Genomic DNA, 15,511 nt, shown 5'->3' on the forward strand with positions numbered 1-15,511 from the left:
GCTCCCTCGTCTCGGAGGACGGTGCCGGACCGCGGGGCCGGATCGCCTGCTGCCCGATGATGTCCTCCAGGGAGCCGGACGGCAGCCGCCCGTTCGGGGTCGGCTCGTCGACGCCCTGCGGCAGGGCCCGGGCGATCTCGTCGGCGGCCTCCTTGGGGGGAGATTACGGCCAATGTCGCCCACACCCGACCCTGCCGCCACTCGGGCTATCACCGGCTGTGTATCCGTTGGACACGGGACGTCACGTCCGGTTGCATGGGAATTCCCCCTGCCCGCCGCCCCTGCGAGAGACGCCCATGAAGCGCTCAGGACCGCTGTTCACGCTGGCCGCCGGGCTGTTGCTCGGCCTGTTCATGCTGTCGCTCAACGCGACGACCGGTGAGCCCGCGACCTCGTCGTACGAGCGTCCGGCCGCAAGCCGGAGCCCCGGCCCCAGCAAGCCCGCGTCCCCGCCCCCACCGCCGTCCCCGACGCGGACCCCGCCGCCGTCCCCGACCCCGAGTGCGCAGACGCAGGCCAGGTACACGGGCCGTACGGCCGACGACACCGCGTCCGTCGCCATCACGCTCCGCGGCACCAAGGCCGTCGCGTACTTCTGCGACGGCCGCACCCAGGAGGCCTGGATGCGCGGTGATGTCCAGAGCGACGGCAGTATGCGACTGACCAGCGACACCGGCGCGGAGCTGGACGGCACCGTGGGCGAGGCCCAGGCCACCGGAACGGTGGAGATCGGCGACCGCAGCTGGCAGTTCACCGCCCCCAAGGTGAACAAGCCGTCCGGGCTGTACCGGGCCACCGCCCAGGTCGGCGGCTCCAAGGTCAAGGGCGGCTGGATCGTCCTCCCGGACGGCCGCCAGGTCGGCATCGTCACTCGCGACGGCAAGCCCGCCGCCGCTCCCCCGATCGACCCGGCCACCGGTGCCGTCACCGTGGACGGGACCCAGCTGACCGCCCGCCCCGTCGAACCCTGAGCCTCCCCGAGGTGCGTCATGAGCGTGGACCCGAATGCGCAGAGCCGCGACTACCCGCCGCCGCCGCCACCGCCGCCGCCGGGGGCCCCGCCCGGTCGGGCCGGCCCGGGAGCGGCGCGCTTCCTCGTCCCGGCTCTGGTCGCCGCGGTCGTCGCGGTCGGCCTGGGTGCTTACGGGAAGCTGCACGACCCGGCCGGCACCGCATTCAATCTGGCCGGTTTCAGCAGTCCGAGTGCGGTGAAGGCGTGGCTGGCCACGGCGGCGCTCGCCCTCGGGCTCGTGCAGGTAGTCAGCGCGCTCACGATGTACGGGCGGCTGCCGGGCGTACAGGCCCCGTCCTGGACGCCCGCACTGCACCGCTGGTCGGGCCGGGTGGCGTTCCTGCTGGCCGTGCCGGTCGCCGTGCACTGCCTGTACGCGCTTGGCTATCAGACGTACAGCTCGCGGGCGATGTGGCACTCGTTCCTCGGCTGTTTCTTCTTCGGGGCGTTCAGCGCCAAGATGTTGCTGTTGCGCATGGAGCGACTGCCGGGGTGGCTGCTGCCGGTCGTCGGCGGGCTGGTCTTCGCCGCGCTCATGCTGGTCTGGGCGACCTCGGCGCTCTGGTTCTTCAGCACGTTCGGAGTGACGACATGACTGACGACATGACTGACGACACGAGTGACATCACCAGTGACCGCTCGAGTGATGAGGGCACCACCCGCCGTACGGTTCTGGTGACCGGTGCCGCCGTGCTGGTGGCAACGGGCTGCAGCAAATACGGCGACGAGAGCGGCGGCGGTCGGACCTCGGCCCCGGCGCCCGCCTCGCCGACGCAATCCCCGCCCCCCGCCCAGGAGAAGACCGCCGGCGCGCAGCCGCCCGCGGGCGAGGCGCTGGGCACCACCTCCGAAGTGCCAAAGGGCGGCGGGAAGGTCTTCGCGGCCCAGAAGGTCGTGGTGACCCAGCCCGCCCAGGGCGACTTCAAGGCCTTCACGGCGATCTGCACCCACCAGGGCTGCACGGTCAACAAGGTCGAGAACGGCACCATCGACTGCCCCTGTCACGGAAGCAAGTTCCGTATCCAGGACGGCTCGGTCGCGCACGGGCCCGCGACACGGCCGCTGGCGGCGAAGCAGATCACCGTCTCCGGGGAGGAGATCCGGCTCACGTAGCCTGTCGCGCATGACTCCGACTCCCGAGGCGCTCGTCCGCGACCACACCATCTACTCCTGTGTGATGGGATCCCGGGCCTTCGGTCTCGCGACGGACGGGAGTGACATCGACCGGCGTGGCGTCTTCCTCGCGCCGACGCCGCTGTACTGGCGCTTCGAGAAGCCCCCGACGCATGTCGAGGGCCCCGCCGACGAGCAGTTCTCCTGGGAGCTGGAGCGCTTCTGCGAGCTGGCGCTGCGCGCCAATCCGAACGTCCTGGAGTGTCTGCACTCCCCGCTCGTCGAGCACATCGACGACACTGGCCGCGAACTGCTCGCGCTGCGCGACGCGTTCCTGTCGCGGCAGGCGCATGTGACCTTCGTACGGTACGCCGTGGGACAGCGCAGGAAGCTCGACGCGGACGTACGGCAGCACGGCGCGCCGCGCTGGAAGCACGCGATGCATCTGCTCCGGCTGCTGGCGAGCTGCCGCGATCTGCTCCGTACGGGCCGGCTGGTGATCGAGGTCGGCGAGGACCGCGACCGGCTGCTCGCGGTCAAGCGCGGCGAGGTGCCGTGGCCGCAGGTCGAGTCCTGGCTGAACCGCCTCGCCGCCGAGGGCGACGAAGCGGCCGCCGCGACCCCGCTGCCCGCCGGGCCCGACCGGGCGAGGGTCGAGGACTTCCTCGTGCGCGTACGGCGTGCCTCAGCGCTGCAGCAGCGTCAGCCGGGTCCGTACGACGAAGTCGTGGAGCGCGTCGTACGCGGCCGCGGGGGCGTCGAGTAGCGACGACGCGGCCTGGGCCTCGTCCAGGACGTCGTGCAGCGCCTCCACCTCCGCGCGCACGGTGTCGAAGCCCACCTCGGCGGGCCCGTGCTCGGCCTCCGTCTTCGCGGCGACCAGCTCGGGCAACCGGGCGGGCGCCGCCACCTCCCCCGGCAGTGTGGCAGATGGGCCACCACCTCACCGGAGCGCATCAGGCGGATTCCGGTGAGCAGCGGATGGATCAAGCATCCCAGCCGCGGGTCAGGCGTCCCAGAGTGCCCCCAGCGTCAGCAGTTCGCTCCGGTACTCGATCCGCTCCGCCCACTCCTTGGGCCAGGCGCGCGCGCCCAGGTGCGCCCCCGCGAACGCGCCCGTCAGGCAGGCGATCGAGTCGGAGTCGCCCCGGGTGCAGGCGGCGCGTCGGAGTGCCAGGAGGGGCTGCTCGGGGAAGAGCAGGAAACACTGCAGCGCCGTGGCGAGTGCCTCCTCCGCGATCCAGCCGTCGCCCGTCGTGAGGCACGGGTCGTTCTCCGGGTCGGGCTCGCGCAGCGCGGACGTGAGGCGCTCGAGAACCTGCAGGCACTCGTCCCAGCCGCGCTCGATGAACGCCTCGGGCGTCGCGTCGTGCGCGTATGTCCACAGGTCGCCGAGCCAGCCGTGGTGGTAGCGGGAGCGGTTCTCGTACGCGTACGAGCGCAGCCGGCCGACGAGACCGAGCGGCTCCGTGCCCTGGGCGAGCAGGAACACCGCACGAGCCGTGAGGTCGGACGCGGCCAGAGCCGTGGGGTGGCCGTGGGTGAGCGCGGCCTGGAGCTGGGCCGCGCCGGCGCGCTGGCCCTCGCTCAGCCCGGGTACGAGTCCGACCGGCGCGACGCGCATATTGGCGCCGCAGCCCTTGGAGTCCATCTGGCTGGCCTCCTGCCAGGGCATGTCGCTGTCGAGCTTGTGGCAGGCGACGAGGCAGGTGCGGCCGGGGGCCCGGTTGTTCTCCGGGGAGTGGTACCAGTTCACGAACTCCTCCCGCACCGGCCGGGTCAGCCGCAGCGGGGCGAGCAGTCCCCGGTCCATCGCTGTGCGTATGCCGCGCGCGAGGGCCAGGGTCATCTGGGTGTCGTCGGTGACGATCGCCGGCTGCGGCAGCTGCATCTCCCGCCACGGCCCGCACTTGGCGAGGATCGACGGCACATCGTTGAACTCGGTGGGGAAGCCGAGCGCGTCACCCAGCGCCAGTCCGGTCAGGGTGCCGGTGGCGGCCTGCTTGGTGACGGTCCTCGTCGCGGTCATGTCGTGTGTCGTCCTTCCGGTCGCAGAAGTGGAGGGTGCAGGGCGTTCGCCGGCCCCGCCCGGTAGAGCGCGGCCGGTTTCCCGCGGCCGCCGGTCAGGCGCGCTCCCCCCGCCACGGCCTCGACGAAGCCTGGTGTGGTGAGGACTTTGCGCCGGAAGTTGGGGCGGTCGAGCTCGACGCCCCAGACGGTCTCGTACACCTGCCGCAGCTCGCCGAGGGTGAACTCGGCCGGGCAGAAGGCGGTGGCGAGACACGTGTACTCGAGCTTGGCGCCGATGCGGTCGTGGGCGTCGGCGAGGATGCGGTCGTGGTCGAAGGCGAGACGGCCGTGGCTGCCGTAGGGCATCCACTGGGCGTGCGCGGCGTCACCGCCGCCGTGCGGCTCGGGCAGGTCGGGTACGAGTGCCGTGTACGCGACGGACACGACCCGCATCCGGGGGTCGCGGTCGGGGTCGCTGTAGGTGCGCAGCTGTTCGAGGTGGAGCGCGGCGGCGGTGCTCGCCGACAGGCCGGTCTCCTCGGCGAGTTCGCGGCGGGCGGCCTGGCCCGCGGACTCCCGGGGCAGGACGAACCCGCCGGGCAGCGCCCAGGCGCCCTTGTACGGCTCCTGTCCGCGTTCGACGAGGAGGACGTGGAGCTGCCCCTCGCGGACGGTGAACACGGCGAGGTCGACGGTGACGGCGAACGGCTCGAAGGCGTACGGGTCGTACCCCTCGGGCACCCGCGGGGCGCTCATCGTCGCTCCGGGAGGGGATCGGCGAGGCGCCACCCTTCGGCGAGCAGTGCGTCGACCGCGGCCACGGCGGTGGCCAGCCGCTCTTCGTGCGGGCCGGTCACCGTGACGAACCTCCGTCCGGTGCGGGCGAGCCGGTCGGCGAAACGGGCGGTCATCCAGGGCCGCAGCTGCTCACCGTCGCGCAGCCCGTCGTCCTCGAACGGCACCCCCCGGTGGTCGGTGAGCAGCCACAGGTCGCCGCGGCCGCGCGCCGCGATCTCGGCGACCTCGTCGTTCGGCCCGCCCATGTACCGCTCGTGCCAGACGGTGGTCGCGAAGGCGTCGGTGTCGCAGATGAGCACGGGTGAGCCGGTGCGGGCCGCGGCGTTCTCCCGTTCGGCCTGCCGCCGGGCGATGAGCGGGAATTCACCGGAGGTGAAGCGGACGTCGGACCAGGTCGCTCCGGGCCGTTCGGCGCGCAGTCCGGCGAGTTTCCGCTCGCTGAACTCCCTGCCGTACTCGGCGACGCAGCCGGTGCGCGCCCACACCCCGCCGCGTGCGCGGTAGTGCCCGGCGAGCGCCGTGGCCAGGGTGGTGGTGCCGGTCGACTCGGCGCCGAGGACGACGACGCGGCGGGCGAGGGCCGCGCGTACGGGTGGTTCCAGGAAGTCCCAGCAGCCGACGGGGTCCTTGCGTACGGCCGTACCGGAGACCGGGAAGACCGTGCGGCCCAGGTCGACGCACACGGAGTCGGCGCGGAACCTCCGGGCGAGCTCCTCGCCGTACGTCTCGGAGGTGAAGACGGCGTCCACGCGCCGGGGGACGGCCGCGCGGAACACGGCCATGTGCGCGTCCCAGACGGCCGGGTCGGTCAGATCGACGGGGATGTCGTCGATGGCGCCCACGACGCGGACGTCCGGGTGCACCTCGCTCATCCACGCCATGCGCTCGTCGAGCGGGATGGACTCCACGGACGCGGCGCAGACGAGGACGGTCAGCCGCTCGCAGCGGTCGCGTGCGGTCCGTACGAGATGGTGGTGGCCCGCGTGCGGCGGATAGAACTTGCCGAGGACGAGCCCGTGCCGGTACCGCTTCATGCCGTCGCCTCCGCCAACTGCCGTTCCTGTACGGACAGGTCGCGCGACCAGTTGCGCAGTCCCAGCACGCAGAGGGTCATGAACCCGATGTACAGCAGCGAGGTGAGATAGAGCTGCTTGTAGGCGTACAGCGGTACGTACACGAGGTCCGCGGCGATCCAGAGCCACCACGACTCCAGCCGCTTGCGGCACTGTCCGTACGTCGCCATCAGGGAGAGCGCGGTGGTCAGCGCGTCCCAGAAGGGGACGGTGGAGTCGGTGGCGCGGTCCAGGAGCATCGTCAGTCCGAGGGTCCCCACCACCCCCGCCGCGAGCAGCCACGTCCACTCGGTGCGCGTGGTGCGGCGCACCGGGAGGGCGTCCGGGCCTGGTCCACCCCCGTGGGTCCAGGTCCACCAGCCGTACACGGCGAGGGTGATGAAGACGACCTGCAGCCCCGCGTCGGCGTACAGGCCGGCCTGGGCGAACAGCAGGATGAAGAGGACGTTGTTGGCGATGCCGATGGGCCAGTTGGCGAGGTGCTGGCGGGCGACGAGCCAGACGCAGAGCGCTCCGCTGCCGAAGCCGAGGACTTCGGTCCAGCTGACCGGGGTGTCGAGCAGCGTGAACAGAGGCCGCTGCAGTGGTTCGAGTACGTCCGCGAGGCTCACGCCACCCATCCTCATCTTTTAGAGTCATTCTGACTATAAAGCGGGGGCGGGCCGGCCACAAGCACAAAAAACCCGCGGCCGTCGGACGGCCGCGGGCTCTCCTGGGAAGGGGTGTCTAGAGACCGACTTCCTTCATCAGCATGCCGACCTCGGTGTTGGTCAGGCGGCGCAGCCAGCCGGACTTCTGGTCGCCGAGCGAGATCGGCCCGAACGACGTCCGCACGAGCTTGTCGACCGGGAAGCCCGCCTCGGCGAGCATGCGGCGCACGATGTGCTTGCGGCCCTCGTGAAGGGTGACCTCGACCAGGTAGTTCTTGCCGGTCTGCTCGACGACCCGGAAGTGGTCCGCGCGGGCGTAGCCGTCCTCCAGCTGGATGCCTTCCTTGAGGCGCTTGCCCACCTCACGCGGGAGCGGGCCCTGGATGGCGGCGAGGTACGTCTTCTGGACGCCGTACTTGGGGTGGGTGAGACGGTGGGCCAGCTCGCCGTGGTTGGTGAGCAGGATGATGCCCTCGGTCTCGGTGTCGAGGCGGCCGACGTGGAAGAGCCGGGTCTCGCGGTTGGTGACGTAGTCACCGAGGCACTGGCGGCCGTCCGGGTCCTCCATGGTGGAGACCACACCGGCCGGCTTGTTCAGCGCGAAGAACAGGTACGACTGGGTGGCGACGGTCAGGCCGTCGACCTTGATCTCGTCGTGCTCCGGGTCGACTCGGACGCCCTGCTCGATGACGATCTTGCCGTTCACCTCGACACGGCCGGCGTCGATCAGCTCCTCGCAGGCGCGGCGCGAACCCATGCCGGCGCGGGCGAGCACCTTCTGCAGCCGCTCGCCCTCCTGCTCCGCTCCCGGGAACGTCTTGGGCGTCTTGATCTGCGGCTTGTTCGCGTAACGCTCGCGGTTGCGCTCCTCGGCGCGGGCGTCGTACTCGCGGGAACGGGCCGGGGCGGTGCGGCCGCCGCCGCGCTGCGGGGACTGCTTCGGGCCGCCCTTGGCGCCACCGCGGGCGGCGGTGCCACGGCCCTTCTTCGGACCTTCGGACGCCGATCCTCCGACGTCGTAGCGGCGCTCCTCGGGACGCGGCTTGCCCGCGCGCTTCTGCTGGTCGTCGCGCTGGTTACCGGCACCCCGGTAGTTGCCGCGTCCGCTGCTGTTCCTGCCGCTGCTTCGCATCAAAGTTCCGTCGTCGTCGTGTCGTCTGCGTCTGTGTCCGGAGCGTCCGGATCGAACGACGGTACGCCTTCCTGCGTCTCGGCCTCGATCGCCTCCGCCTCGGGGAGGAAGGGTGCGAGCTCCGGGAGCTCGTCCAGGCCGCGCAGGCCCATCCGCTCCAGAAAGTAGTTCGTCGTCCTGTACAGGATCGCACCTGTTTCGGGTTCCGCGCCCGCCTCCTCGACGAGACCGCGCTGGAGGAGGGTGCGCATGACGCCGTCACAGTTCACGCCGCGCACGGCGGAGACCCGGGACCGGCTGACCGGCTGGCGGTAGGCGACCACGGCGAGGGTCTCCAGCGCCGCCTGCGTGAGCCTGGCCTGCTGGCCGTCGAGGACGAAGCGCTCGACGGCCGCGGCGTGCTCGGGGCGGGTGTAGTAGCGCCAGCCGCCGGCGACCAGCCGGAGCTCGAAGCCGCGCCCCTGGACGGTGTACTCGTCGGCGAGCTCGCGCAACGCGTCCGAGACCTCCCTGCGGGGCCGCTCCAGCACCTTGGCGAGGTGCTCCTCGGTGGCCGGCTCGTCGACGACCATGAGGACGGCTTCGAGCGCGGGCTTGAGATCGCTCATGCCTTTTCCTCTGCTTTCTCGAGGGGCTCGGGGGCTCGGTCGAATTCATCGGTGACGGTCGCCGTCGCATCGCCACCGGCCCAGGTGACGATGAGCTCGCCGAGGGCGTCCTCCTGGTCCAGGATGACGGCCTTCTCGCGGTAGAGCTCCAGCAGGGCGAGGAAGCGGGCGACGACGGTGAGCGTGTCACCGACGCCCTCGGTCAGCTCGCGGAAGCTGACCTTGCCGCGTTCGCGCAGCATGCCCACGACCACCGCGGCCTGCTCGCGCACGCTCACGAGAGGCGCGTGGATGTGGTCCACGTACACCTGGGGCTTCGGCTTGGGCTGCATGGCCTTGACGGCGAGCTTGGCGAAGCCCTCGGCGCCGATGCTGATGACGACTTCGGGGAGGAGCTCGGCGTGGTGATCCTCGAGCCCGACGGTACGGGGGTAGCGCCGGGCCTCCTCCTCCAGCCTGTGGTGGAAGATCTCGGCGATCTGCTTGTACGCGCGGTACTGCAGCAGCCGCGCGAACAGCAGGTCCCGGGCTTCGAGCAACGCGAGGTCGGCCTCGTCCTCCACCTCGGCGGCGGGCAGCAGGCGGGCGGCCTTCAGGTCGAGCAGAGTCGCCGCGACGACGAGGAACTCGGTCGTCTGATCGAGATCCCAGTCGGGTCCCATGGCCCGGATGTACGCCATGAACTCGTCGGTGACCTTGGAGAGCGCGACCTCGGTCACATCCAGCTTGTGCTTGGAGATCAGCTGGAGGAGCAGGTCGAAGGGCCCTTCGAAGTTCGCCAGCCGTACCTTGAACCGCCCGTCGTCGGCGGGTCCAGGGTCGTCTTCGCCCGCGGGTGCGCGCTCGCCGGGACGGGTCCCAGGGAGCTCGGACCCGGACTCCGCGGGGACCATGGGCCCGGGCTCCTCGCCCTCGTTCCCCGCGGGCTCCACCACGGGATCAGCCACACCGAGGGCCGCGTCGGCCGCCGGGTGGGAGCCGTGTGCCTCGCCCCCGGGCTCCACGAGGTCCGCCGCCACGGGCTCCACGAGGTCCGCCGCAACCACCGGATCGTGTGCCGCCTCGGCCGGCGGGTCGGCGGGGGCCGACGGGGCCGCCGCCGGCTCGGCCGACGGCTCACGGGGTTCCGGGGGGAATCCCGCGGAACGTCCCCCCGGAGGGGCCCCGGACGCACCCGGGCCGCGGCCCAGCGCACGTCGAGAGGCGCGCGGCGCTGGGGTGGAGGCGTCGTCGGTCGGGGGCATCGTGGTCCAGGGAGCGGAAGGAACGTCGCGCGCAGGCTACCCCGTCAGCGGCCGCGCAGGCGCCGCACCAGGATGCTCGCGTCGCCCCGGGACTCCAGGTCCGCGAGCACGACCGCCACGGCTTCGCGGACGATGCGCCCGCGGTCGACGGCGAGCCCGTGCTCGCCGCGGAGCACCAGGCGTGCGTGCTCGAGGTCCATCAGTTCCTCGGCCGAGACATAGACCGTGATCTTCTCGTCGTGCCGCTCACGGCCGCTCGGCCGACGGTTGGCCGTACGGCTCCGCCGGCGCTGAGCCGGGGCCGCAGCAGCGGTGGGACGGCCCTTCGCGGCGGCATTGGCGGGAGACCCGGCCTGGTCGCCGTCCGCGGCCGTACGGCTCCGGGGCTCGGCGGCCTCCGCCTCCGCCGCCGAGTGCTCCTCCGACGCCGAGGACGCCGGTGACGCCGGCGCGGAAGCGACCGGCTGCGCGTCCGCCGCCGGGTCGCTCTCACCCGCCGGCGCCGGCACCCGCGCCTCGCCGTTCGCGCCGGCCGCGCCCCGCCTCGGGGACGACGACTGCAGCGCCGTGCCGCCGGTCGTACGGAACAACTCGTCGGCCCCCGGCAGACTCACTCGGCGTGACACCGGGCGAGCACCTCCCTGGCGAGCTGGCGATAGGCGGCGGCACCGACGGAGTTGGACGCGTACGTCGTGATGGGCTCACCGGCGACCGTGGTCTCCGGGAAGCGCACCGTGCGCCCGATGACCGTGTGGTAGACGTGATCGTCGAAGGCCTCGACCACGCGGGCCAGCACCTCACGGCTGTGCACCGTGCGCGAGTCGTACATCGTGGCGAGGATGCCGTCGAGCTCCAGGTCGGGGTTGAGCCGCTCCTGGACCTTCTCGATCGTCTCGGTCAGCAGCGCGACACCGCGCAGCGCGAAGAACTCGCACTCCAGCGGCACGATCACCTTGTGAGCGGCCGTCAGGGCGTTCACGGTCAGCAGACCGAGCGACGGCTGGCAGTCGATCACGATGTAGTCGTAGTCCTGCATCAGCGGCTTCAGCGCACGCTGCAGCGTGGACTCGCGCGCGACCTCGCTCACCAACTGCACTTCCGCGGCCGAGAGGTCGATGTTGCTCGGCAGCAGGTCCATGTTGGGCACGGCGGTCTTCAGCAGGACCTCGTCCGCGGACATGCCCCGCTCCATGAGCAGGTTGTAGACGGTGAGGTCGAGCTCCATCGGGTTCACGCCGAGGCCGACCGACAGGGCTCCCTGCGGGTCGAAGTCGACGAGCAGGACCCGGCGTCCGTACTCCGCGAGCGCGGCACCCAGGTTGATGGTCGACGTCGTCTTGCCGACGCCGCCCTTCTGGTTGCACATCGCGATGATCTTCGCGGGGCCGTGGTCGGTCAGCGGGCCCGGGATCGGGAAGTACGGCAGCGGCCGCCCGGTGGGGCCGATCCGCTCGCGGCGCTGGCGGGCCGCGTCGGGCGCGAGCGTGGCCGCGTACTCCGGGTCCGGCTCGTATTCGGCGTCTGGATCGTAGAAGTGCCCCTCGGGCACTTCGTCGTAGTCGGCGAAGTGGGTGGACTCTCGGCCACTCTCGTTGCCGGCCATGGCGTTCACGTGTTGGCCGTCCATCATCTTCATCGTGTGGGCTGTCGTCGTCATGTGCTGGTGGGTCGCGAAGGTTCGGACAGCGACGGAGCCGACAGCTTCGAGCCCGGACGCAGGACCCTGGTCCCGCGCAGGGATCCCTGCATGACCACCCCCGGGAGAAAATGTCGACTCATTCACAAGTCGTCTTACCTCCTTGGACGTGACCAGGAAAATTTATCGATAGGTCAGCGTGGCACCATGCCGACGGTTGGCGACTCTATGGCGTGTCACCGGTCCGCAGCAACACAATCCGCCGGACCCGGCCCGATGTGTCGGGAACCGAACACCCCGCTGTCAAGGGTGCACAGGCCACTTGGCAAGGTATGGCCGTCGAGTTTCACGGGTGTGCGAAACGGTTAAAGGGTTACGTTCGAGGCGAGTTGAGCGAGAGCCTGAAGTGTCCGGACACACATCCGGCCGGACCTTGCTCGACAAGGTCCGGCCGGTTGCGTGATGTTGACGACCCCTGTTGACAGGGCGGTCGCTTGTCAGTCGCGGTGTCAGCCGAGCAGCGTGCTCAGTTCGACCGACTCGAGGCCGTGCGCCTCGGCGACCTCCTTGTAAACGACGTGGCCCTCATGGGTGTTGAGGCCCTTGGCCAGCGCGGGGTCACGGCGCAGCGCCTCGACCCAGCCGTTGTTGGCCAGCGACACGATGTACGGCAGCGTGGCGTTGGTCAGCGCATAGGTGGAGGTGTTGGGCACCGCGCCCGGCATGTTGGCGACGCAGTAGAAGACCGAGTTGTGGACCTGGAAGGTCGGCTCGGCGTGAGTGGTCGGGTGCGAGTCCTCGAAGCAGCCGCCCTGGTCGATGGCAATGTCGACAAGGACACTTCCGGGCTTCATCTTGGCGACGAGCTCGTTGGTGACCAGCTTCGGGGCCTTGGCGCCCGGGATGAGGACGGCACCGATGACGAGGTCGGCCTCGACGACGGCCTTCTCCAGCTCGTAGGCGTTGGAGACGACGGTCTTGACCTTGGTCCCGAAGATCTTGTCGGCCTCGCGCAGCTTGTTGATGTCGCGGTCGAGCAGGGTCACGTGGAAGCCCAGGCCGACGGCGATCTGGGTGGCGTTCCAGCCGGAGACGCCACCGCCGATGACGACGGCCTCGCCGGCGTGGGTGCCCGGGACGCCGCCCGGCAGCACGCCACGGCCGCCGACCGAGCGCATCAGGTGGTACGCGCCGACCTGCGGGGCCAGCCGGCCCGCGACCTCGGACATCGGGGCGAGCAGCGGCAGGGCGCGGTTCGGGAGCTCCACCGTCTCGTAGGCGATCGCGGTCGTGCCGGACTCGAGCAGGGCGTCCGTGCACTCGCGGGAGGCGGCGAGGTGCAGGTACGTGAAGAGGGTCTGGTCCTTGCGGAGGCGGTGGTACTCCTCGGCGATGGGCTCCTTGACCTTCAGCAGCAGGTCGGCAGTCGCCCAGACCTCGTCGGCGGTGGGCAGGATCTGCGCACCGGCGGAGACGAACTCCTCGTCCGTGATCGAGGAGCCGACACCGGCGTTGGCCTCGATGAAGACCTGGTGGCCGTTGCGCACGAGCTCGTGCACTCCGGCGGGGGTGATCGCCACCCGGAACTCGTTGTTCTTGACCTCGCGGGGGATGCCGACCTTCACGTCGATCACGGTCCTTGACTCAGTGGGATATCTGGTGCACTTCCATAGTTACCCGGATACGCCGGGCGCAACGGGAGAGACCGGGGCGACACCCGGCAGAGCCAGTCTAATGAAGGACTTCTCGCTGTCTAGCCTTGCAAAGCAAAATTCTCAGACTGAAACACTACGGATTTCGTAGGCCGGAAGTATCGGTTCCAAGCAGTTGCTCGGCCGCGGCACGGTGTAGCCGGGCCGCGGCAGGGTCGCCGAGCCGCTCCAGCGTGTCGGCCAGTCTGAGCTGGAGCGCCGCCTGCAGGCGCAGGTCCCCGGCCTGCCGCGCCCAGGCAACCGCCTCCTCGCAGGTGCGCAACGACTCCTCCGGCCGGCCGGCGTACTCCTGCACGCGGGCCGCCTCGCTCAACGCCCGTGCATGGCCGGGCAGATCGCCGAGGCGTCGGTATCCGGCCGCGGCCGCCCGCCAGCTGCGCAGCGCCTCGCCGTAGCGGCCCGCATAGGTGTGCACGGCACCCAGCCGGCCGTACAGCCGTGCCTCGTCGGCGCGCTCCCCGCGGGCGAGCCGCTGGGAGAGGGCGCGTCCGTACCAGTCGGCGGCGCGCTGCCAGTCCTCCATCTCCTGGTACGCACCCCCTACGGATTCCATTGCGCGGCCGGTCGCGTACGGATCATTCGCCATGCGTCCGGCGTCCAGCGCCGACCGGTATCGCACCAGAGCGTCTTCGGTGCGGCCGGTCTGCACATCCAGGTCGGCGAGGTTGAGCAGCGCGGCCGCCCGCTCCCGGTGGAGTTCGCGGCGCTCGGCGACGTCGAGGACCAGCTGATGCAGCCCGTACAGCTCGGGCGCGGCGGCCTCGGTGCCACGATGCGCGGCCAGGGCCCGTGCGAGCGCTGCGATCAGCCGGCGGGCCAGGGTGTCGAGCTCGCCGTCGGTCACCGCGGCCCGCGCCGCCGCCAGCAGGGCCGGCTGCCGGGCCCGCAACCAGCCCTCGGCGGCGGCCGCGCCGTCGAAACGCAGGGCACGCGGCAGCTCGGCGAGCTTCCTGCGGGCCGTGGAGCCGTCCGGTTCGGTGATGGCCCGGCAGGAATGCAGCAGCCGTACGGTCCGCTCCAGCATCCGCGCCCGGGCGAGCTGCACCTCGGCCGGCCGGTCCTCGTCGGCCATCAGCGCGTGCAGCAGCGGCGCGAGACAGCCGGGCACCTGGTACTGATCACGGTCGGCGTCCGCCCGCAACAGCCCGAGGGCAGCGAAGTCCTCCAGCGTCGACTGGGCCACCGAGACCGAGCAGCCGGCCAGCGCGGACGCGGTGTGCGCATCGGCGAGCCCGGCGGGCGCGAGCGCGAGCAGCCGCAGTGCCCGGGCGGCGGGCGCCGGCAGGGACTCGTACACCAGCCGGAACGCACGCGACAGCGGCCTGGCACCGGCCGGCTCCTCGGGGTCGTCCGGCAGCGCCCGCAGCCGCTTGGCGGCATCGGCGACCGAGGCCTTGGGGCGTGCCGCGAGCCAGCCACCGGCCAGCTCCATCGCGGCGGGCTGTCCGCCGCACTGCTCCACGAGCAGTTCCGCGGCCTGCGGGTCGACCGTGATCCGCACCGAGCCGGTGAACCGGCTCAGCAGCTCGATCGCGGACTTGGGATCCATCCCGCCGATCGTGCACGGCCGTACGTCGGGGATTCCGGTGAGCGGTCCCTGCGCGACGGCGACGACGAGGCATTCGGGGTTGTCCGGCAGCAGCGGGTCGACCTGCTCGGCGTCGTGCGCGTCGTCGAGAAGCAGCAGACAACGGCGCACGGCGAGAGCCTCGCGGACCATCTCGCTGAGCAGGTCCTCCGCCGCGCCGGGCGGTGCGCCGATCCCGAGGGCGTCGAGCAGCTCGCGTGCGGTGCGGTCGGTGGGCACGGGCTCGCCGCCCGGTTCGGTGAGGCTCGCCCGCAGCACCCCGTCCGGGTACGCGTCCGCCAGCCGGCGCGCCAGCTCCCCGGCGAGCGCGGTCCGCCCGGAGCCGGGCCGCCCGGCGACGAGCAGCACCCTGGCCCGCGGCGCTTTGCGCCCGGAGATCGTGTCAAGACCGGCCCGCTCGATGTCGGACCGCAGCGCCTTCAACTCCCGCTGCCGCCCGATGAATTGCCCACCCACACCGCTTACGGTGCCACGCCCGGCCGGGTCCGCGGCCACCGGCCCACTCGGTCCGGCCGGCATCGGGCGGTCCGGGGACGACGGTGCACCCGCCCCCTCGGGGCCGTTTCGGTCCACCGCCTGATCCGTCACGGGCCACGCTCCCAGTCCGCCACGAGCCGAGCCCACCGGAGGTCTCCCCGCGGGCGCTCCGAGCGTAATTCAGGCATCTCGCCGAACCGGGCAGACCGCGACGGCGCGTGGCGAGCAGATCCCCCGATCGGATCAGCCGATCGTCGGACCGGCCCCGCGCCACGACCGACGACCAAAGCCGAACCGGAACCCACCCATAACCCGCAGTCGGCAATCGGCCCGGGGCGGGGCCGTGCAGGGTCGGCCCCGCAGGGGTGGCATCGTGCCGGGGCACATGGGTACGGGGCCGGATGCCGCCCCGAGGAGTCGAGCCCGGAGGGGCCCCACCCCACCACCCACCGGCGCAC

15 protein-coding genes and 1 pseudogene are annotated in these 15,511 nt (G+C 71.6%); 4 read left to right on the forward strand and 12 right to left on the reverse strand.

Going from position 1 to position 15,511, the window contains the following annotated elements:
* Positions 1 to 296: 296 nt before the first annotated feature.
* Genes ACWGI8_RS17505 through ACWGI8_RS17520 form a run of 4 tightly spaced genes read left to right on the forward strand, consistent with a single transcriptional unit; the run spans position 297 to position 2,891 of the window.
* Positions 297 to 971: a hypothetical protein gene (locus ACWGI8_RS17505; RefSeq protein ID WP_453661832.1), complete on the forward strand. Its 675-nt coding sequence runs from the start codon at positions 297 to 299 to the stop codon at positions 969 to 971.
* A gap of 18 nt (positions 972 to 989) precedes the next feature.
* Complete coding sequence (locus ACWGI8_RS17510) at positions 990 to 1,607, forward strand: DUF6529 family protein (protein ID WP_453661834.1); 618 nt, start codon at positions 990 to 992, stop codon at positions 1,605 to 1,607.
* Positions 1,608 to 1,615: 8 nt separating this feature from the next.
* Positions 1,616 to 2,125 (forward strand): Rieske 2Fe-2S domain-containing protein, encoded by a 510-nt coding sequence (locus tag ACWGI8_RS17515; protein WP_453661835.1) that lies wholly within the window; start codon positions 1,616 to 1,618, stop codon positions 2,123 to 2,125.
* A 10-nt stretch (positions 2,126 to 2,135) separates the two neighbouring features.
* Positions 2,136 to 2,891 (forward strand): nucleotidyltransferase domain-containing protein, encoded by a 756-nt coding sequence (locus tag ACWGI8_RS17520; RefSeq protein WP_453661836.1) that lies wholly within the window; start codon positions 2,136 to 2,138, stop codon positions 2,889 to 2,891.
* Here the strand turns inward: ACWGI8_RS17520 and ACWGI8_RS17525 are convergent.
* The 12 genes and pseudogenes from ACWGI8_RS17525 to ACWGI8_RS17580 form a co-directional block, all read right to left on the reverse strand.
* A pseudogene (locus tag ACWGI8_RS17525) lies at positions 2,811 to 3,103 on the reverse strand (nucleotidyltransferase domain-containing protein); the annotation flags it as partial. The gene ACWGI8_RS17520 and the pseudogene ACWGI8_RS17525 overlap by 81 nt on opposite strands.
* 28 nt (positions 3,104 to 3,131) lie before the next feature.
* The gene (locus ACWGI8_RS17530; RefSeq protein ID WP_453661838.1) at positions 3,132 to 4,154 is read right to left on the reverse strand and encodes an ADP-ribosylglycohydrolase family protein; all 1,023 of its coding nucleotides are present in this window, start codon (positions 4,152 to 4,154) and stop codon (positions 3,132 to 3,134) included.
* Positions 4,151 to 4,891 carry an NUDIX hydrolase gene (locus ACWGI8_RS17535; protein ID WP_453661839.1) on the reverse strand — a complete coding sequence of 247 codons (741 nt, stop codon included), beginning with the start codon at positions 4,889 to 4,891 and terminating at the stop codon, positions 4,151 to 4,153. Before ACWGI8_RS17535 ends, ACWGI8_RS17530 begins: the two co-directional genes overlap by 4 nt.
* Positions 4,888 to 5,967, reverse strand: coding sequence for an AAA family ATPase (locus tag ACWGI8_RS17540; RefSeq protein ID WP_453661840.1), 1,080 nt, complete (start codon positions 5,965 to 5,967; stop codon positions 4,888 to 4,890). The genes ACWGI8_RS17535 and ACWGI8_RS17540 overlap by 4 nt, the downstream gene beginning before the upstream one ends.
* Positions 5,964 to 6,617, reverse strand: coding sequence for a nicotinamide riboside transporter PnuC (gene pnuC, locus ACWGI8_RS17545; RefSeq protein ID WP_453661841.1), 654 nt, complete (start codon positions 6,615 to 6,617; stop codon positions 5,964 to 5,966). The genes ACWGI8_RS17540 and pnuC overlap by 4 nt, the downstream gene beginning before the upstream one ends.
* A gap of 115 nt (positions 6,618 to 6,732) precedes the next feature.
* Positions 6,733 to 7,788 (reverse strand): pseudouridine synthase, encoded by a 1,056-nt coding sequence (locus ACWGI8_RS17550; protein ID WP_453661843.1) that lies wholly within the window; start codon positions 7,786 to 7,788, stop codon positions 6,733 to 6,735.
* The gene (gene scpB, locus ACWGI8_RS17555; protein ID WP_453661845.1) at positions 7,788 to 8,396 is read right to left on the reverse strand and encodes an SMC-Scp complex subunit ScpB; all 609 of its coding nucleotides are present in this window, start codon (positions 8,394 to 8,396) and stop codon (positions 7,788 to 7,790) included. Before scpB ends, ACWGI8_RS17550 begins: the two co-directional genes overlap by 1 nt.
* On the reverse strand, positions 8,393 to 9,640 hold the full coding sequence (locus ACWGI8_RS17560; RefSeq protein ID WP_453661847.1) for a segregation/condensation protein A: 1,248 nt from the start codon (positions 9,638 to 9,640) through the stop codon (positions 8,393 to 8,395). Before ACWGI8_RS17560 ends, scpB begins: the two co-directional genes overlap by 4 nt.
* 44 nt (positions 9,641 to 9,684) lie before the next feature.
* Entirely contained in the window at positions 9,685 to 10,254 is a 570-nt protein-coding gene (locus tag ACWGI8_RS17565; protein ID WP_453661852.1) for a hypothetical protein, read from the reverse strand.
* A complete protein-coding gene (locus ACWGI8_RS17570) occupies positions 10,251 to 11,381 on the reverse strand; it encodes a ParA family protein (protein ID WP_453661853.1) in 1,131 nt (376 codons plus the stop codon). Before ACWGI8_RS17570 ends, ACWGI8_RS17565 begins: the two co-directional genes overlap by 4 nt.
* 404 nt (positions 11,382 to 11,785) lie before the next feature.
* Positions 11,786 to 12,901, reverse strand: a complete 1,116-nt coding sequence (gene ald / locus ACWGI8_RS17575; RefSeq protein WP_453661855.1) for an alanine dehydrogenase — start codon at positions 12,899 to 12,901, stop codon at positions 11,786 to 11,788.
* A gap of 163 nt (positions 12,902 to 13,064) precedes the next feature.
* Positions 13,065 to 15,164, reverse strand: a complete 2,100-nt coding sequence (locus ACWGI8_RS17580; protein WP_453661848.1) for a tetratricopeptide repeat protein — start codon at positions 15,162 to 15,164, stop codon at positions 13,065 to 13,067.
* Positions 15,165 to 15,511 lie beyond the last annotated feature (347 nt).

This window comes from Streptomyces sp. NPDC054841, assembly GCF_053611045.1.